Below are 17,629 nucleotides of genomic sequence, written 5' to 3'. Positions count from 1 at the left end.
GTGACCGACTCGGGTACGGAATCGGGCGCGCCGCGGTGGGACGGCGCCGGTCCGCGTCCACTGGCCGACCGGTTGCTGCTCGACACCTGGGAGCGGGCGAGCGCGCTCGCCCCGGTCGGGCGGCCGCTCGCCCTGCTGGCCGCGGTCTGGCCGGACCACGGCTGGGAGCGGCTGGCCGCCGAGCCGCTCGGCCGGTTCACCGCCCGGCTGGCCGGGTTGCGCCGCTCGCTGGTCGGGGACGCGGTGGAGGCGGTGGCCTCCTGTCCGTCCTGCGCGGGGCTGGTGGAGGTGGGCTTTCAGCTGAGCCTGCTGTCCGGGAGCGGGTCGGGCGGGTCGGCCGGCTCGGGCGGGCCTGACGTGGGCGCGGTCGTCGGCTGGGAGTCTGGCGCGGAGTTGAGCATCACGGCCGAGGGGCACGAGGTCCGCTGCCGTCCCGTCACCACCGGGGATCTCCTCGCCGTTCTGGGCAGCGCCGACCCCGCTTCGGCGCTGCTGGCGCGCTGCGTCACCGGGGCCGTCCGACTCGGTGAACCAGGTGAACCCGGCGAGCCCGGTGCACCCGGTGAACCAGGTGCACCCGGCGAGGCGGTACCGGCCGGGGAGCTGCCCGCGGGCGTCCGCGCCTCGGTGGAGGAGGCCCTGGCGGCCGCCGACCCGCACGCCGAGCCGCTGCTCGGGCTCGACTGCCCTGCCTGTGACACGCAGTGGTGGGCACCGTTCGACCTCGGGGCCTTCCTCTGGGCCGAGGTCGAACGGCTGGCGCTGCACACGCTGGGCGAGGTGGACGTCCTCGCCCGGGCGTACGGCTGGCGCGAGTCCGACATCCTGGCGCTCGGCCGGATCCGGCGCCGCCGCTATCTGGACCTGGTGAGGGCATGAGCGAGCAGCCGGGGCGGACCGCGCCGCCCACCGCCGGAGCGGGCGGCTTCCTGGCCCGGATCGCCGCCCGTGCGGAGGGCGTGAGCGAGCCGGGGCGGCTGCGGCCGCGTCCGGTCTCGCGGTTCGAGCGGCTGCGCGAGGACGGCGGCGCCGCGCCGGACGGAAGCCCCGGTGGCGCGGACCAGTACCCCGATCCCGCGCCACCGTGGAGTGCCCGGCCGGCCGGCGCCGCTCGGTGGCCCGCCGCCCCGCCCGCGCCGACAGGCCCTCCGGCAGGTCGCCCGGACCAGACCGCCGGGTCGGAGGGCGCCCGGCTGCGCGGTGCACCGGCCGGGGAGGCGGCTGGCACCGGCCCGTCGGCGGACCTCGGATGGCCGCGGTCCACCTCGGCACGGCCCACCCCGACACGGAAGAGCTCGGCACGGACCGGGCCCGCCGGGCCGGCCGAGGAGCCCTCGGCTGCCGCCTGGCAGGGCCTGGCGGCAGCGGCCGGCGCCGCGCCGGACGGGGCGTTCGCCCCGTCCGGGCCCGGGCAGGCGCCGCCCACCGCCGAGGGCCGCCCGGCCACCGGGCCCGCGGCCGACCGCGCCGAGCGGGATGCCCTCGCCGCCCCCGACGGCCTCACCGACCCGGACGGCGCGTGGTTCCCGCCCCGCCCCGCGGGGGACCGGTCCGTGCTGCCCGAGGAGCCGTCGCCGATCGCCGATTTCGCCGACTCCACCGAGCCCCTCGACGGGGTCGGGCGGTCCGAGTGGCCGATGCCGCAGACCCGTCGCGGCCGCCCGTCCGCGCCGGCCCCGGTCGTCCACGTCACCATCGGCCGGGTCGAGGTGCGCGCCGTCCCCGCCGGGCCGACCGGGCCCGAGCGGGTCCGCTCCGAGGAGCCTGCCGTGACCACCCTCGACCAGTACCTCCGGCGACGCGCGAGGGAGCGGGGATGAGTACCGGGCGCGCCATCGAAGCCGTCACCCAGACCCTCCGCTCCCTGCTCGGCCAGGTGGCCGCGCAGGTCACCGCGCGTCCGCCGGACCAGGCCAGGGAAGCGGGCACGGGCGGGGCGCAGCTCAACCTCTTCCTCTACGACGTCGCGCCCAACCCGGCCTGGCGCAACCTCGAACCGCCCGCGCGGTCCGCCGGCGGCGCCCTGCACCCCCCGCTCGCCCTCGACCTGTCCTACCTGCTGACGGCGTACGGCGACACCCAGGACGAGGCACCCGCCCACCGCCTGCTCGGCGAGGCCATGCAACTGCTGCACGACGGCGCGGTGCTGACCCGCGCAAAGCTCTCGGGCGTCCTCGCCGCGGCCGGGGTGCACCTGCAGCCGGAGCGGGTCCGACTGACGCCGGTCCACCTCGGCATCGACGAGCAGTCCAAGCTCTGGTCGGGCTTCCAGACCAACTACCGGCTCTCGGTGGCGTACCGGGCGTCCGTCGTGCTGATCGACGCGCTGACGCCGGCCGACGCCCCGCTCCCGGTGCTGCGACGCGGTCGGCTGCCCCTGGACGCCCTCGGCCAGGACCAGGGCGTGCCGGTGTCCGTCGGCGCGGCGCCCAGGGTCGACAGGCTCACCGTGTCCGCCTGGCGCGGCAACCCCTCCTTCCCGGCCCGGACGGGGGACGGGTTGGCGGTCGACGGCGCGGGGCTGGCGGGCGGGCGGGTCCGGGCCAGGTTCGACCACCCGCGGCTGCCCGCGCCGCTCTGGGCGGACGCCGCCGCGGGCTCCACGGCCGAGCGGGTGCTGCTGCCGGTCCCGCCCGCGCTGCCCGCCGGGGTCGCCACCGTGACCCTGGCGATCGGGCCGCCCGAGGGTCCGGTGATCACCAGCAACTCCCTGCCGCTGGCGGTCGCCGTCCGGCTGGGCCCACCGGCCCTCGGGGCGGTGGGCGCCACGACCGTGCGGGTCAGGGTGCCCTGCGACCGCCTGCTCGTGAAGGACCAGCCCGTCCTGCTGCTCGTCGGCGGTGCGCAACTGCGGCCCACGGCCCCCGTCCGGCCCGGTGCCGTCCCCTCCTTCGACGTGCCGCGCACGCTGCCCGCGCGGACGCCGCTCACCCTGCGGCTGCGGGTGGACGGGATCGACTCCGTTCCGCTGTCCGAGCCGGCTGCGGACCAGACGAAGCCGTTGCCGACGGCCTTCGACCCCGCCCAACAGGTGGTGCTGCCATGACCGGAACGAACGGCGACCCCTGGGAGACCGAGGAGACGGCGGAGACGGCGGAGGCTGCCGCCGCCGCGAGCTGGGAGGAGGGCAACAACGCCTACCTCGGCGCGGCCCTGCACTGGCTGCGCCTGCGCCTGCGGGACCTCGCCGAACCGGGCCTTGCCGAACCCGGCCGCCCGCAGGCGGGCCGCCCGCAGCAGGAGCAGACCCGCCCGGAGCAGGGCGCGGCACCGCCGCCCCGCACCCCGCCCTTGCCCCCGCCGCGGCCCGGCCCAGGCCGGGCCGGCGCCCGCGGGTTGTTCGGCCGCCGCCCCCGCGCCGTACCGCCCGCCGGTCCCACCCCGCACGGCACCCCCGCGGGGAGGGCCCCGGACAGCGCCCACACCGGCGCCCACACCGCCGTCGCCCACGAGCTCGCCCTGGCCGCCGCGGCCCGGGATGCGGCGGCCGAGGCGGTCTGCCCGGCCCATGAGGAGCTCGCCCGGAGGCTGGGGCTGACCGCCTTCGAGCGGGACGTCCTGCTGCTCGCCGCGGCCCGCGAGTTCGACCCGGCGGTGGACGCGCTCAGCGAGGCGGCCGGAGCCGGCGGCCGACAGCCCGGTCCGACCTTCGGCCTCGCCCTGCGCCTGTTCGACCAGCCGGCCTGGGAGGCGCTCTCCCCGGAGCGGCCGCTGCGCCGCCTGCACCTCGTGACCCTGGAGGGCACCGGAGGCCTCACCGCCCGGGTGCTGCGCGCGGACGAACGGGTGGTCAACTACCTCAAGGGCCTCGGTCACCTGGACGAGCGGCTGGCCGAGACGGTCCTCCCCCTGGACACCGGCGAGGGCGAAGGCGAGGGAGACGGCGACGGCGACGGGACCGCCGCCGTGCGGCCCAGCGCCTCGCAGCGCGCGGCGGCGCACACGCTGCGCTCCGGCCTGGTCCGGACGGCGGGTGACGGCCGCCCGCCGACGGTCAACCTGGTGGGCCCGGACACGGTCAGCAAGCAACTGCTGGCGGGTGAGATCGCGGCCGGGCTGGGGCGGGTCCTGGTCCGCGTCCCGGTGGCGGCGCTGCCGGTCCAGGCCGGCGCCGCGGCCCTCACCGCACGCCTGTGGGAGCGCGAGACGCTGCTCGCGCCGCTGGCCCTCTACCTGGCCGCGGGCGACGAGGCGGCCGAGACCGGCCCGGAGGCGTCGGCCGTCGTCACCCGGCTGCTGGCGCAGCTGCACGGACCGGTCTTCCTGGACAGCCGCGAGGCGTGGCCGCACCTCGGCCCGGGCGCCCTGGTGGTCGAGGTGGCCGGGCCGACCACGGCGGAGCAGCGGGCCTTCTGGGCGGCCGCGCTCGGGCCCGGTGGGGAGCGGCTCGCGGGTGAGCTGGCCGCCCAGTTCGACCTCGACCCGGTGGCCATTCGCCGGGCCGCGCTGGCGGTCACCGACGGCACGGCGGGCGCGGCCCCCGGCACGGGCGAGGCCCCCGGCGCGGCGGCCGGGTCGGCCGGGTCGGCGGAGTCGGCCGAGGAGCTGCGCTCCCGGGTGTGGGGCGCCTGCCTGGCGGTGACCAGACCGCGGCTCGACCTGCTGGCCCAGCGGTTGGAGATCCGCGCCCGCCGGGAGGACCTGGTCCTGCCGGCGGTGATCACCGAGCAGCTCGACCGGATCCGCGACCAGGTGCGCCACCGCGCGGTGGTCTACGAGGACTGGGGCGTCGCCCGGCGGACGGCCCGGGGGCTCGGGATCACCGCGCTGTTCGCGGGGGAGAGCGGCACCGGCAAGACCACGACGGCGGAGGTGCTCGCCCGCGAGCTCTGCCTGGACCTGTACCGGATCGACCTCTCGGCGGTGATGAGCAAGTACATCGGCGAGACCGAGAAGAACCTGCGGCGGCTGTTCGACGCGGCCGAGCGCGGCGGGGCGATCCTCTTCTTCGACGAGGCCGACGCGCTGTACGGCCGGCGCAGCGAGGTCCGGGACAGCCACGACCGCTACGCCAACGTGCAGGTCGGCTATCTGCTGCAGCGGATGGAGGCGTACCGCGGGCTGGCGATCCTGGCGACCAACATGAAGGGCGCGCTCGACCAGGCGTTCACCCGGCGGCTGCGGTTCGTGCTGGACTTCCCGTTCCCCGGGCCGGCCGAGCGCGAGGCGATCTGGCGCCGGGCGTTCGCCCCCGGGGTCGCCACCGACCTCGACCCCGCCCGGCTGGCCCGGTTCGGACTGGCCGGCGGCAGCATCCACAACATCGCGATGAACGCCACCTTCGCGGCCGCAGGCGGGGTCGGGGCAGGGGTCGGGGGCCGCAGTGGTGGCCGCCGGGTCGTCGACATGCCGACCGTGCTGGCCGCCCTGCGGATGGAGTGCCGCAAGCTCGGGCTCGTCCTGGACGAGAGCGAGTTCGACCTGGAGTGGGAGTCCGGGTGGGAGCCCGGGTGGGAGTCCGCACAGACGGCGGCCGGTCCGGCGGCCGGGGGAGAGGGGAGCCGGGCATGGACGTGATCGTGCACATCGAGCACCTGGTGGTCGAGGGCGTGCAGCTCGGACCAGGCGGCGCCGAGCGGCTGCGGTCGGCCCTGGCCGAGGCCCTGGCCGCAACCCTCGGCGAGGCCCAGGCCCAGGCCCAGGCCCAGGCCCAGGCCCAGGCACAGGCACAGGCACAGGCACAGGCACAGGCACAGAGCCAGGCCCACGCCCAGGCCAACGCCCTGACGCAGCCCCAGAGCCCCGCCCCATCCCTCGCCGGCCCCCTCGCCCGGGCGTCGGTACGCCCCCCGACCGGGCTGACGGTGGCGCTGCCGCACGGCGGGGTCCCGGGCGCCGGAGTGCCGGGCGGCGGACCGCTGGACCCGGGAGGGGCGGCGGCGCTCGGCCGGGACGCGGGCCGGGCGCTGGGCGCCGGCCTTGCCGCCGGGGGAGGTGCGCGGTGACGGGATTCCCGCGCTCCCCGCACCTGATGCGGGGCGGCATCGTCGAGCTCGACCCGGCCTCCGGCTCGGTCCTGCGGATGATCGCCCTGCAGTACAACCCCGACAGCCTGAGCCGCAGCTTCCAGGTCCAGGACACCGGCGAGGACCGCAGCGGGCGGTCCCAGCCGCTGCGCTTCAAGGCGCCGCCGGTGGAGTCCATCACGGTGGAGGCCGAGCTGGACGCCGCCGACCAGCTGGAGTTCCCCGACGCCTACCCCGACGCCGGGCAGGTCGGGGTGCACCCGCAGCTGGCCGCGCTGGAGCTGCTGGTCTACCCGGGAGTGGACCAGCTCGTCGCGGCCGACCGCTCCGCCGCGGCGGGCTCGCTGGAGATCCTGCCGATGGAGGCGCCGCTCACCGTCTTCGTCTGGAGCCCCAGTCGGATCGTGCCGGTCCGGGTCACCGAGCTGTCGGTGACGGAGGAGGCGTTCGATCCGGCCCTCAACCCGCTGCGGGCCAAGGTGCGGCTCGGCATGCGCGTCCTGTCGGTGAACGACGTCGGCTTCGGCCACCGGGCCGGCGGGCTCTACCTCGCCCATCAGCGCCGACTGGAGGCGCTGGCCGCCCGGGCCGGCTCGGCCGGCTTCGCGGTGTTCGGTATCGGAGGCATGACATGACGTTCCCCGAGCTCTTCCCCGGCGGCCTGCCGCAGCCGCCGCAGGCCCCGGCCTTCCCCGCGACCAGCCGCTACAGCGGGCTGCCGCTCGCGACGGTCTGGCTGGAGGGCCGTCAGGTGCGCTACGTCACCCGGCGGTTCGTGCCGCAGCCGGAGCGCTTCGCCGCCCTGCGCGAGCACCTCGTCGCGGCGGGGGAGCGCCCGGACACCCTGGCGGCGGCGGAGCTGGGAGATCCGGAGCGGTTCTGGCTGCTCTGCGATGCCAACGGCGTGCTGGACCCGGCCGAGCTGACCGCCGAGGTCGGCCGCCGGCTGCGGGTCACGCTGCCCGAGGGCGTGCCGGGGGCGGCCGATGCCTAGCGGACCGGTCCACCTCACCCTGCTGGTCGGCCCCGCCGTCCCCCTGCCGGTGCCCCGGTTCGTGCTGGACGCCCTGACCGGCGTCACCGTGCACAGCACCGCCGAGCCGGGCCGGCAGAGCGCCTTCGAGCTGACCTTCGAGCTGGAGAAGGACTCCCCGCTGCCCGCCGTCTTCCTCCTGGTCGGCGGGAGCCTGCCGCCGGTGCTGCGGGTGGTGGTCGCGGTGACGGTCGGCAGCCTGCCCGAGGTCCTGATCGACGGGGTGCTGACCTCGGTCGGCCTGTCGCCGGGCACGGACGGCGCCCCCGCCGTGCTGACCGTCCACGGGATGGACCTCACCGCCCTGATGGAGAAGATCGACGGCACCGGCACGCCGTTCCCGGCCATGCCCGTGGCGGCCCGGGTGCTCGCCGTGCTGGCCAAGTACGCCGTCCTCGGCGTGGTCCCCGCGGTGGTGCCGGCGCTGGTGGCCGACGTGCCCAACCCGCTGGAGCGGATCCCGGTGCAGCAGGGCACCGATCTCGCCTACCTGCGGCGGCTCGCCGCCCGCTCGGGCTACGTGTTCGCCCACATCCCCGGGCCCGTCCCGGGCGCCAGCATCGCCTACTGGGGGCCGCAGGCGAAGATCGGCCTGCCGCAGCCGGCGCTCAGCGTCGACATGGACGTCCAGACCAACGTCCGCTCCCTCACCTTCCGTTACGACGCGGAGTCGGCCACCCTGCCGGTCATCCTCCTCCACCACCCGGCGACCAAGGCGGTCATCCCGGTGCCCGTCCCGAACGTCTCGCCGCTGAACCCCCCGCTCGGCGCCCTCCAGCCGGTCCCGCACCGGATCCGCCACCTCCGGGAGGCGGCCAAGCTCGGCGTCGCCGAGGCCGTGCTGCTCGGGATGGCCGAGGCCTCCGCCGCGGCCGACGCGGTCAGGGCCGAGGGCAGCCTCGACGTGCAGCGCTACGGGCAGGTGCTGCGCCCGCGCGCGCTGGTCGGCGTCCGCGGCGCGGGCACCGCCTTCGACGGCCTCTACTTCGTCCAGTCGGTCGACCACCGGCTCGAACGGGGCTCCTTCACCCAGCAGTTCACCCTGGTCCGGAACGGACTGGTCTCGACCCTCCCGGTGGTGCCGGTATGACCATGACCGACGACAACGACTACCGGGACGCGCTCGGCGGCCCGGCCGACCAGGACGGCGGCGGCGGGCCGCGCTTCTACGGCAAGTACCGGGCGACCGTCGTCAACAACGTGGACCCGCTCCGGACCGGCCGTATCCTGGCCCTGGCCCCCGCCGTCTCCGCCGTGTACCCCACCACGTGGGCGCTGCCCTGTCTCCCCGTGACCGGTCCGCAGTGCGGCCTCTGGGCGGTGCCGCCGATCGGGGCCGGGGTCTGGATGGAGTTCGAGCAGGGGGATCCGGAGCATCCGATCTGGACCGGCGGGTTCTGGGGCACCGAGACCGAGGTGCCGGCGCTCGCCCAGGCGGGCGTCCCGGCCAGTCCGAGCATCGTCCTGCAGACCGTGGGCCAGAACACCCTCGCCATCTCGGACGCCCCCGGCGCGGCCGGCGGAATCCTGCTCAAGGCGCGCAGCGGTGCCTCGATCACCGTCAACGACCAGGGGATCGTCATCCAGAACGGCCGGGGGGCCAGCGTCGTGCTCAGCAACAACCAGGTCCTCGTCAACCTCAACGCACTCGTCGTGCAGTGAGTCGTGCGGTGAGTCGTCAGTGAGTCGTGCAGTGAACGGACGTCAGGGAGAGAGCGATGCCGGGACCGGTTCTGCACCAGGGCGCCGTCGTCCAGTGCGCCCACGGCGGGCGCGCGGCGCCGCCGAGCAGCTATCCGCGGGTGCTGGTCGGCGGCCTGCCGGTCTGTGTCCAGCAGGTGCCGTACGTGGTCGCGGGCTGCCCGCTGCCGCCGCCGCCCGCCGCCAACGGGCCCTGTGTGACGGCCCCCTGGACGACCGGCTCGCTGCGGGTGCGGGTGGGCGGCGGGCTGCCGCTGCTGCTCCTCGACAGCGTGGCGACGGCCGTGCCGACCGGCGCGCCGCTGATCGTGGTCTCCGCGCAGCAGCGGGTGGTGGCCACATGAGCAGCCCGGCGGGCGGGCCCGAACGGGTCGATGTGGCCTTCCCGTTCGGCTTCGACGCGCGCGGGCGCACGGCCCGGCCCGCGGACTACCGGCGGCACGTCGGCGAGCTGTTGGAGCAGCTGCTGTTCACCACGCCGGGCGAGCGGGTCAACCGGCCCGACTTCGGCTGCGGGCTGCTCCAACTGGTCTTCGCCCCCAACAGCCCCGAGCTCGCCGCCACGGTCGAGTACACCGCCCGCGCCGCCGTCCAGCGCTGGCTCGGCGACGTTCTCGACCTGGTGGACCTGCACGCCGTCGCCGAGGAGTCGGTGCTGACGGTGGACGTCAGATACGTGGTGCGCCGGACCCGGCAGGAGGCCGAGGCCCGCTTCGTCCGGGAGGTGCCCCGATGACCGCCGACCTGCACGCTCAGGCCGCGAACACGCAGACCCCGCACGCTCAGACCCCGCACGATCACGACCTGTACGCAGCCGACCCGGGCCCTTCGGCCGCCCCCGGTGCGGCCGGCCTGTGCTGTGCCGCCGACCACCGCCGCGAACAGCTGGTCCGCCGGGGCCTCAACGGGATCGACGGCATCGAGGTCGCCGACCCCGACCCGGGGGACGGCACGGTCGCCCTCTGCGTCACCCTGCTCGGCCCCGTGCCGGCCGACCTGACGGTCCACCACCTGAGGATCGACACGGCTCCCGGCGCCCGTCGGCTCCACGTGCTCGGCGTCCGTGCCCGGCCGCCGCACGAGGAGGACGAGGACGGCTGCCTGGAGGTGACCCTCGACCGGGCGGGGGACGCCACCACCTACCACCTGGCCCTGGTCGAACCCGGCCCGCACGGACACCCGGGCCGCCGGCCGCTGCACGGCTTCGACCTCCGCCACCACCGGGCGCCCTTCGGCTTCTGCTCCGGCCGGCCAACCGCCACCGACTGCCCGCCCGGGCCCGGTTGCCCCCCGGCCGCCGTGCCCGCGCCCGCCCTCGACTACCTGGCCAAGGACTACGCCTCCTTCCGCCGGCTGATCCTCGACCGGCTGGGCCTGCTGGTGCCGGGCCTGAGCGAACGCCACATCCCCGACCTCGGCATCACCCTGGTCGAACTCCTCGCCCACACCGCGGACCTGCTCAGCTACCACCAGGACGCGGTGGCCACCGAGGCCTACCTCGGCACCGCCCGCCGCCGGATCTCCGTCCGCCGCCACGCCCGGCTGGTCGACTACCTGCTGCACGAGGGCTGCAACGCCCGGACCTTCGTCCACCTCGCCGTCCACGAGGAGCCGTCCCCGCCCTGGCGGGCCGACGAGGTCGCCCTGTTCACCGCCTTCGACGGCGCACCGCCCCCGGGGCACCCGCTGCGCTGGGAGGAGCTGCCCCCGCAGGCCCTCGACGGCGCCCACGGCTTCGAGCCGCTGACCGAGGACCCGCACGGCGTCCTGCCGCTCTTCCCGGCGCACAACGCGATCCCGTTCCACGACTGGGGCGACGGCGAGTGCTCGCTGTCCACCGGTGCCACCTCCGTCACCCTGACCGACGCCCCCGAGCCCCGGCAACTGCGGCTGGAACCAGGCGACTTCCTGCTCCTGGAGGAGGTCCTCGGCCCGCGCACCGGACGCCCGGGGGACGCCGACCCGACGCATCGGCACGTCGTCCGGCTCACCTCGGTGCGGCGGGGGTACGACCCGGTGTGCCGCACCCCCGTGCTGACGGTCGGCTGGGGCGAGCGGGACGCCCTGCCGTTCCCGCTCTGCGTCTCCACCCTCGGCCCCGCCCCGGACTGCCGTCCGCTCGGCGGAGTCGCCCTGGCCCGGGGGAACATCCTGCCGGTGGACCACGGCACCCGGGTCGAGGAGTGGCTCGGCCCGGTGCCCGGCAGCCAGGATCCGCCGCGCTGCGAGGCCGAGTGCCGGCCGGCCGAGCAGGCCCCCGCGGCCGGCCGGTTCCGCCCCCGGCTCAGCCGCCCCCACCTCACCCACGCCGAACCGCTGCCGCTCCCCGCCGGCTGCGAGGACGGCTGCGAGGACGGCGGCGACGGCTGCCCGCCGGCCGCCGCCGAGCTCCTGCACCGCGACCCGCACGCCGCATCCCCAGCGGTCCGGCTGACCGAGACGGTCGGCCAGGCGGTCTGGCTGCCCGCCCCCGACCTGCTGGCGAGCGCGCCGGACGACCGGCGGTTCGTGGCCGAGACGGACGACGAGCGGGTCTCCTGGCTGCGCTTCGGCGACGGCCGCACCGGGCGCAGGCCCGACCCGGGGGCGACCTTCCTCGCGCGCTACCGGATCGGCGAGGGACCGGTCGGCAACGTCGGCGCGGAGACCATCACCCACCTGGCGCTGCGGCCCGGCGTGCGCGGGCACGACCTCGTCGTCCGCCCGCGCAACCCGCTGCCGGCGGTGGGCGGCACCCCGCCCGAGGCACCGGTCCAGGCCCGCCCGGCCATCCCGCAGGCCTTCCGGGCCCTGCGCGAACGGGCCGTCACCGCCGAGGACTACGCCGAGCTGGCCCGGCGCACCGGCGGCGACCGGTTGCAGGGGGCCGCGGCCGACCTGGTCTGGACGGGCAGCTGGTACGAGGCCGACGTGGCCCTCGATCCACGCGTCGGCGGTCCGCCCGGCGGCTGCGGCTGCGCTTCGCCGGGCGACCGCCACCCGCCGGGCGACCGCCCCCCGCCAGGGGGCAATGCCCCGCCGGGCGACGGCTGCCGGAGCGGGGACTGCCGGGGCACGGACCGCACCGGCCGGGAGATCGCCGCCGCCCTGGAACGCGCCCGCCGGATCGGCCACGACCTGCGGGTCTCACCCGCCACCCCCGTCCCGGTGGAGCTCGAACTCGTCGTCTGCGTGGAGCCGTTCCACGTCCGGGCGCAGGTCGTGCAGGCGCTGCGGGAGGAGTTCTCGGCCGGGGTGCTGCCCGACGGGCGGCCCGGCTGGTTCCACCCGGACCGCTGGGGCTTCGGCGAGGGCGTGTACGTCAGCCGGATCCTCGCCGCCGCCCAGGCGGTCCCCGGTGTCTCCGCCGTCGAGGTCACCGGGCTGCGGCGGCAGGGCGAGCCGGACCAGGGCGCGCTCCACCAGGGCGTGCTGCCGGTCGGCCCGCGCGAGATCGTCCTCCTCGACGGCACCCGGCCGCGCGGCGGCCGGATCACCGTCACCGCGGCAGGTGGCCGATGAACACCCCCGCCTGCGGCTGCCACGGCTGCGCCGGCGCGGTATCAGGACCGCCCGGGCCGACCGCCAACCCGCCCGGCCTGGCCGCCCTGCGACTGCGCGTCGGCACCCACCCGACCTTCCTGGCCGCGATGCTCGACCGGCTCGCCTCGGCCGGGCTGCCCGGGCTCGCCGGCCTGACCACCCGGGCGGCTGACGACCCGGCGATCGCCCTCTGTGACGCCTGGGCCGCCGTCGCCGACGTGCTGACCTTCTACCAGGAGCGGCTCGGCAACGAGGGCTACCTGCGCACCGCGGGCGACCCCCGCTCGGTGCACGAGCTGACCCGGCTGATCGGCTACCGCCCCAGGCCGGGCGTGGCGGCCGGCACCCATCTCTCCTTCACGCTGGAGGCCGGGCACGAGGAGGTGATCCCGGCCGGCACCCGGGCGCAGAGCCTGCCCGGCCCCGGCGAACTGGCCCAGGTGTACGAGACGAGCGGCCCGCTGCCGGCGCTGGCCGCCGCCAACCGGCTGCCGATCCGGGCCACCCGGCCCCAGGAGATCACCGACGACAACGCCGGGCGGCTGCCGGAGCTCTGGCTCGACGGCGTCGCCACCCGACTGCGGCCGAACGACCTGCTGCTCATCCGGATCGCCGCGGGCGAGGAGGTCCACCACGAGCCCCGCCGGGTCGCCGCCGTCGAGGAGGACGCGGCGCGGCAGCGCACCCGGGTGGCGCTGGCCGGCGGCGAGCAGCCGGCGCCCGAGCCGTGGCAGCGGATCGACGGCCTCCAGCAACTGGTCGACCGCCTCACCGACCGGTCCGCGCCCACCGTGCCGCCGCTCCCGGTCCCGCTCCCCGGCCCGGAGCAGGAGGACTCCCGGCTCAGGCTGGCCGAGCTGCTCCACCCCGACCTCGCCGGCGCCCTGCACTCCGCCTGGGCCGGTGCCACCGTCACCGGCCCGCCGACCGTCGAGGTCTACGCCCTGCGGGTCGCCGCACCGCTGTTCGGGCACAACGCGTCCCGCAAGCCCGCCTACTTCCGCGGTCAGCCGCTGCCCGTGGAGGACTGGCCCGACTGGGACCGGCAGCTGGACAGCGACGGCCGGCAGGTCCCCGCGGACCTGCCGGAGAGCGGGCAGGTCATCCACCTCGACCACCTCTACCCGGACATCCGCAGCGGCACCGTCGCCGTGGTGGCCGTCCCGGTGGACGATCGGCCGCAGAGCCGCCGCGGGGCCGAGCGCGTCGAGCTCTTCCAGGTCATCGGCGCCCGGCCGGGTGCCCCGCTCACCGTCGACCCGGTGGCCCGCTCGGCCTACGGCCTGGCGCTCAGAACGACCAGGATCACCCTCGGCGGGTGCGAGCGGTGGACCCCGCCGACGACGATGGACCAGCTGCGGGCCGTCACCGTCCACGCCGCCCCCGAACTGCTCCCGCTGGCCGAACTCCCGATCACCGAACCGGTACAGGGCGAGGTCCTGGAGCTCGCCGGGCTGGTCGACGGCCTGCAGGCCGGACGCCTGCTGGTGGTCGCCGGCGAGCGGGCCGACCTCCCGGGGGTCGCCGGCCTCGGCGCCGCCGAACTCGCCGTGATCGCCGAGGTGCGCCAGGGCACGGCCCGCCGCCGCGGCCCCTGCGGCACCACGGCGGCGCCCGTGGCCGGCGAGCGCAACCACGGCTTCGTCCTGCTCGAACGCCCGCTGGCCCACCGCTACCGGCGCGACACGGTGGCCGTCCACGGGAACGTCGTGCACGCCACCCACGGTGAGAGCCGCACCGAGGTGCTCGGCAGCGGCGACGCCTCGGTGGCCCACCAGCGCTTCGCCCTGCGCAGCGGCCCGCTCACCCACACCTCCGCGCCGACCCCCACCGGAGTCGAGAGCACCCTCGACCTCACCGTGGACGCCGTCCACTGGCCGGAGGTCCCCTGGTTCACCGGCCTCGGCCCGGACGACCGGGGCTACGTCACCGAGACCGACGAACAGGCCGGCACCACCGTCGTCCTCCCCGACGGCACGGCCGGCCGGCGGCCCCCGACCGGCGCCGAGAACATCCGGGCCCGCTACCGGACGGGGATCGGCCGCGCCGGCAACACCGCGGCCGGCCGGATCACCCTGCTCGCCGACAAGCCGCTCGGCGTCCGGGAGGTGGTCAACCCGCTGCCCGCCGACGGCGGCACCGACCCGGAGCGGACCGACCAGGCCAGGGCCAACGCGCTGCTGCCGCTGAAGACCCTCGACCGGCTGGTCTCACTGAGCGACCACGCCGACTTCGCCCGGGCCTTCGCCGGGGTGGGCAAGGCCTCCGCCGACCGGCTGGCCGACGGCCGGGGCGGCCTGATCGCCGTCACCGTCACCGGTGTGGACGGCGCGCCGCTGCACCCGGACTCCGACGTGGTCGGACACCTCAGGGCCGCGCTGCGACGCTACGGGGACCCGGCCGTCCGGATCCGGGTGCTGCCCGCCGAGCGGCTGGTCGTCGCGGTCGGCGCCCGGGTGCGGCTGCTCCCCGACCACCGGTGGTCCGCCGTCGGTCCGGCGCTCCGGGCGGCCCTGCTGGACGCCTTCGGCCCGCTCCGCCGCGAACTGGCGCAGCACCTGGTGGCCTCCGAGGTGGCGGCCGTCATCCAGGCCGTCCCCGGCGTGCACTCCTTCCTCGGCCTACGGCTGGCGTACCTGGCGCCGGGCCGGCCGTCCGACCCGGAGGGCGGGCACCCGGGGCCCTGGCTGGCCGCCCTGGGCGCCCGGCGCAGCGGCGACGAGCTGCTGCCCGCCCAGCACCTGTGCACGGCGGCCGAGCTGCCCGAAGCCCTCGACCTCACGGAGGATGCCCCATGACCGAGCCCGGCCCGGGCGCCGCCGCGCCCGACCGCCTGTTCGACCTGCTGCCGCTGGTGCACCGGATGCGCGACGAGGCGGCGGGCCACCCGCTGCGCGACCTGCTGAGGGTGATCGCCGAGCAGGTGCAGGTGGTCGAGGAGGACATCGCCCGGCGGTACGAGAACTGGTTCGTGGAGACGGCCGAGGACTGGGTGGTCCCCTATCTGGCGGACCTGGTCGGCTGGTCGCCCGTCCCGGACGCCGGCTGGACGGCCGCCGGGCGACCCGGCCGCGACCTGGCCCGCCGCTCCGCCCTCGCCCCCCGCCAGGACGTCGCCAACACGCTGCGCCACCGCCGCCGCAAGGGGACGAAGGCGCTGCTGGAGGAGCTGGCCCGGGACGTCGCCGGGCTGCCCGGCCACGCCGTCGAGGCCTACCGGCTGCTGGCCCGGCACCAGCAGACGAACCACCTCCAGCAGGCGCGCGGGCGGACGGCCGAGGTGCGCGACGGCGGGCTGCTCGCCGGCCTCGACGGGCCGTTCGACCGCGCGGCCCACACCGTCGACGTGCGCCGGGCGGGCTCGCACCGCACCCGGGGGCTGCACAACATCCCCGAGGTGGGGCTGTTCGTCTGGCGCCTGCGGCCTTACCCGGTGACGGACACCCGGGCCGGGCAGGTCGAACGGGTCGGGCGGTGGGCGTTCACCTTCGACCCGATGGGCTTCCCGGTGCAGCTGTTCGGCCGCGGCGCGGACGGCGAGCGCGGACTCCACCCCCGGGAGCCGGCCGACGTGCCGGGCCCGGTCGACCGGCGCGCCCTCGGCCCGCTCGGCCACGCCGACGGGCGGTACTACGGCGAGGGGCGGTCCCTGGTGATCCACGCCTTCGACTGGCCCCGGCGCGGGCGGTCCGGGCCGGTGCCCGCCGAGCAGGTGGTCCCGGCGGACCTCAGCGACTGGGACTCCTACCGGCCGCTCCCCGGCACCGTCGCCGTCGACCCGGTGCTCGGGCGGATGCTCTTCCCGCGCCGCAACCCGCCCTCGCGGGTGCGGGTCGGCTACCACTACGGGTTCAGCGCCGACCTGGGCGGCGGGGAGTACCCGCGCCCGCTGCCCGAACCGCCCGAGGCCGACACCTACCGGATCCACCGCACCGACCTGACCGATCCGGACGCCCTGCTGGCCGCGGTCCGGACCGGCTCCGACCCGACGGCCGCGCTGGTCCGGGGGCACTGGTCGGGTGCGACCGGCCCGGCGGCGCTGGTCGAGGCCCTGAACGCGGCGCTGCTGGACGAGGCGCTGTTCGCGCTCACCCGGCCGGACGGGCCGGCGCCGACCGGCGGGCCGCTGCTGGTGGCCAACCGGCAGCACCTGGAGGCGCTCTGGCCGACCTGGATCAAGCCCGCCCGCTGGTACCGGGGCGTGGCCGACACGGCGGGGTTCCAGCGGGCTCTGCGCGACTGGCGGCGGGCGAAGCCGCGGTACGCGGTCATCGAGATCACCCGCAGCGAGGTGCTGGCGACCACCGCCGAGCTGGCCGTGGGGCCGGACCAGCACCTGCTCGTCCGGGCCGCCCAGCGCACCCGCCCGGTGCTCTGGCTCGCCGACCGCCGCGCCGACGAGCCCGACTCGCTGAGCGTCGCGCTGGCCCCCGGCGGCCGGCTGACCCTGGACGGCCTGACCGTGGGCGGCCGCGCGGTGCACCTGTCCGGGCGCCGGCGGGACGGCGCCGGCCACGGCCCGGGCCAGGACGAGGGCCGGGACGCGGGCCTTACCGAGGACGGCGCCGAGGACGGCGCCGAGGGCCGGGGCGAAGACCGCGCCGAGGACCGCGACCAGGCGGCGGACGAGGCGGCGGACGAGGCGCCCGGGTGCCGGCCCGCGACCCGGGTGGTGATCCGGCACTGCACGCTCGTCCCCGGCTGGGCGCCCGGCCCCCGCTGCGAGGGCGACCGGCCCGCCCCGCCCTCCCTGGAGCTGTCCGCCCTGCCCGGCGCCGAGGTGGAGATCAGCCACTCGATCACCGGCCCGGTGCAGGTCGAGGCCGCCCCGGGCCGCAGGGAGCCGCTCCGGCTCCGGGTCGCCGACTCCGTCCTCGACGCCACCCGGCCCGAGCTGGAGGCGATCGGCGCGGGCGGCCCCGCGGTGGCCCGCGCCGTCCTCGACGTCACCCGGACGACCGTCCTCGGCACCGTCCAGGTGCAGGCCGTCGAGCGCGCGGAGAACACCGTCTTCACCGGCCGGGTCAGGGCCGCCCGGCGCTCCCCCGGCTGCCTGCGGTTCTGCTGGGTGCCGCCCGGTTCGCGCACGCCCCGGCGGTTCCACTGCCAGCCCGACACCGCGCTGGCCGCCCTGGGCGACGCACCGCCCCCGGAGCTCGTCGCCGAGACCGAACGCCGGCTGCGCCCGCGCTTCACCTCCGTCCGCTACCCCGGGGCGGCGTACGCCCAGCTCGCCGCCGACTGCCCCGCGGAGATCCGCGGCGGCGCCGACGACGGCTCCGAGCTCGGGGCCTTCCACGACCTCTACCTGCCGCAGCGGCTGGCCGCGCTGAGCGCCCGGCTCGCCGAGTACGTCCCCGCGGGCGTGGACGCCGCCGTCATCCCGGTGACCTGACCGGTGCCCGCT

14 protein-coding genes are annotated in these 17,629 nt (G+C 77.3%); all 14 read left to right on the top strand.

The annotated features are described in order from the left end of the window. The 14 genes from ACGFZP_RS33220 to ACGFZP_RS33155 are packed head-to-tail and all read left to right on the top strand — an operon-like array spanning window position 1 to window position 17,617. Window positions 1-879 carry a hypothetical protein gene (locus ACGFZP_RS33220; RefSeq protein WP_392940062.1) on the top strand — a complete coding sequence of 293 codons (879 nt, stop codon included), beginning with the start codon at window positions 1-3 and terminating at the stop codon, window positions 877-879. After that, window positions 876-1,820 carry a hypothetical protein gene (locus ACGFZP_RS33215; RefSeq protein ID WP_392940060.1) on the top strand — a complete coding sequence of 315 codons (945 nt, stop codon included), beginning with the start codon at window positions 876-878 and terminating at the stop codon, window positions 1,818-1,820. Before ACGFZP_RS33220 ends, ACGFZP_RS33215 begins: the two co-directional genes overlap by 4 nt. Further along, window positions 1,817-3,046 carry a DUF4255 domain-containing protein gene (locus ACGFZP_RS33210; RefSeq protein ID WP_392940058.1) on the top strand — a complete coding sequence of 410 codons (1,230 nt, stop codon included), beginning with the start codon at window positions 1,817-1,819 and terminating at the stop codon, window positions 3,044-3,046. Before ACGFZP_RS33215 ends, ACGFZP_RS33210 begins: the two co-directional genes overlap by 4 nt. Next, window positions 3,043-5,517, top strand: coding sequence for an ATP-binding protein (locus tag ACGFZP_RS33205; RefSeq protein WP_392940056.1), 2,475 nt, complete (start codon window positions 3,043-3,045; stop codon window positions 5,515-5,517). The genes ACGFZP_RS33210 and ACGFZP_RS33205 overlap by 4 nt, the downstream gene beginning before the upstream one ends. Then, window positions 5,508-5,945 carry a hypothetical protein gene (locus ACGFZP_RS33200; RefSeq protein WP_392940054.1) on the top strand — a complete coding sequence of 146 codons (438 nt, stop codon included), beginning with the start codon at window positions 5,508-5,510 and terminating at the stop codon, window positions 5,943-5,945. Before ACGFZP_RS33205 ends, ACGFZP_RS33200 begins: the two co-directional genes overlap by 10 nt. Continuing rightward, a complete protein-coding gene (locus ACGFZP_RS33195; RefSeq protein ID WP_392940052.1) occupies window positions 5,942-6,601 on the top strand; it encodes a hypothetical protein in 660 nt (219 codons plus the stop codon). Before ACGFZP_RS33200 ends, ACGFZP_RS33195 begins: the two co-directional genes overlap by 4 nt. Then, window positions 6,598-6,960 (top strand): LysM domain-containing protein, encoded by a 363-nt coding sequence (locus ACGFZP_RS33190; protein WP_392940050.1) that lies wholly within the window; start codon window positions 6,598-6,600, stop codon window positions 6,958-6,960. Before ACGFZP_RS33195 ends, ACGFZP_RS33190 begins: the two co-directional genes overlap by 4 nt. Continuing rightward, window positions 6,953-8,089, top strand: a complete 1,137-nt coding sequence (locus ACGFZP_RS33185; protein ID WP_392940048.1) for a hypothetical protein — start codon at window positions 6,953-6,955, stop codon at window positions 8,087-8,089. The genes ACGFZP_RS33190 and ACGFZP_RS33185 overlap by 8 nt, the downstream gene beginning before the upstream one ends. Continuing rightward, window positions 8,086-8,661 (top strand): phage baseplate assembly protein V, encoded by a 576-nt coding sequence (locus ACGFZP_RS33180; RefSeq protein WP_392940046.1) that lies wholly within the window; start codon window positions 8,086-8,088, stop codon window positions 8,659-8,661. The genes ACGFZP_RS33185 and ACGFZP_RS33180 overlap by 4 nt, the downstream gene beginning before the upstream one ends. 56 nt (window positions 8,662-8,717) lie before the next feature. Then, window positions 8,718-9,044, top strand: a complete 327-nt coding sequence (locus tag ACGFZP_RS33175; RefSeq protein ID WP_392940044.1) for a hypothetical protein — start codon at window positions 8,718-8,720, stop codon at window positions 9,042-9,044. Further along, window positions 9,041-9,436, top strand: a complete 396-nt coding sequence (locus ACGFZP_RS33170) for a GPW/gp25 family protein (protein ID WP_392940042.1) — start codon at window positions 9,041-9,043, stop codon at window positions 9,434-9,436. Before ACGFZP_RS33175 ends, ACGFZP_RS33170 begins: the two co-directional genes overlap by 4 nt. Further along, the gene (locus ACGFZP_RS33165; RefSeq protein ID WP_392940040.1) at window positions 9,433-12,201 is read left to right on the top strand and encodes a putative baseplate assembly protein; all 2,769 of its coding nucleotides are present in this window, start codon (window positions 9,433-9,435) and stop codon (window positions 12,199-12,201) included. The genes ACGFZP_RS33170 and ACGFZP_RS33165 overlap by 4 nt, the downstream gene beginning before the upstream one ends. Then, window positions 12,198-15,020 carry a putative baseplate assembly protein gene (locus ACGFZP_RS33160; RefSeq protein WP_392940038.1) on the top strand — a complete coding sequence of 941 codons (2,823 nt, stop codon included), beginning with the start codon at window positions 12,198-12,200 and terminating at the stop codon, window positions 15,018-15,020. Before ACGFZP_RS33165 ends, ACGFZP_RS33160 begins: the two co-directional genes overlap by 4 nt. Then, a complete protein-coding gene (locus ACGFZP_RS33155) occupies window positions 15,017-17,617 on the top strand; it encodes a hypothetical protein (protein ID WP_392940036.1) in 2,601 nt (866 codons plus the stop codon). Before ACGFZP_RS33160 ends, ACGFZP_RS33155 begins: the two co-directional genes overlap by 4 nt. Window positions 17,618-17,629: the final 12 nt, after the last annotated feature.

Origin of the sequence: Kitasatospora sp. NPDC048239 (assembly GCF_043202015.1) — a bacterium.
Lineage (GTDB): Bacteria > Actinomycetota > Actinomycetes > Streptomycetales > Streptomycetaceae > Kitasatospora.
Note: the sequence above shows the minus strand (reverse complement) of the source record. Positions and strands in the feature narration are given on the sequence as shown.

Excerpts from the sequence above, each read along its gene's own strand:
- ACGFZP_RS33215 (WP_392940060.1), top strand. The coding sequence starts at position 876 with ATGAGCGAGCAGCCGGGGCGGACCGCGCCGCCCACCGCCGGAGCGGGC.
- ACGFZP_RS33210 (WP_392940058.1), top strand. The coding sequence starts at position 1,817 with ATGAGTACCGGGCGCGCCATCGAAGCCGTCACCCAGACCCTCCGCTCC.
- ACGFZP_RS33205 (WP_392940056.1), top strand. The coding sequence starts at position 3,043 with ATGACCGGAACGAACGGCGACCCCTGGGAGACCGAGGAGACGGCGGAG.
- ACGFZP_RS33200 (WP_392940054.1), top strand. The coding sequence starts at position 5,508 with ATGGACGTGATCGTGCACATCGAGCACCTGGTGGTCGAGGGCGTGCAG.
- ACGFZP_RS33190 (WP_392940050.1), top strand. The coding sequence starts at position 6,598 with ATGACGTTCCCCGAGCTCTTCCCCGGCGGCCTGCCGCAGCCGCCGCAG.
- ACGFZP_RS33185 (WP_392940048.1), top strand. The coding sequence starts at position 6,953 with ATGCCTAGCGGACCGGTCCACCTCACCCTGCTGGTCGGCCCCGCCGTC.
- ACGFZP_RS33180 (WP_392940046.1), top strand. The coding sequence starts at position 8,086 with ATGACCATGACCGACGACAACGACTACCGGGACGCGCTCGGCGGCCCG.
- ACGFZP_RS33175 (WP_392940044.1), top strand. The coding sequence starts at position 8,718 with ATGCCGGGACCGGTTCTGCACCAGGGCGCCGTCGTCCAGTGCGCCCAC.
- ACGFZP_RS33170 (WP_392940042.1), top strand. The coding sequence starts at position 9,041 with ATGAGCAGCCCGGCGGGCGGGCCCGAACGGGTCGATGTGGCCTTCCCG.
- ACGFZP_RS33165 (WP_392940040.1), top strand. The coding sequence starts at position 9,433 with ATGACCGCCGACCTGCACGCTCAGGCCGCGAACACGCAGACCCCGCAC.
- ACGFZP_RS33160 (WP_392940038.1), top strand. The coding sequence starts at position 12,198 with ATGAACACCCCCGCCTGCGGCTGCCACGGCTGCGCCGGCGCGGTATCA.
- ACGFZP_RS33155 (WP_392940036.1), top strand. The coding sequence starts at position 15,017 with ATGACCGAGCCCGGCCCGGGCGCCGCCGCGCCCGACCGCCTGTTCGAC.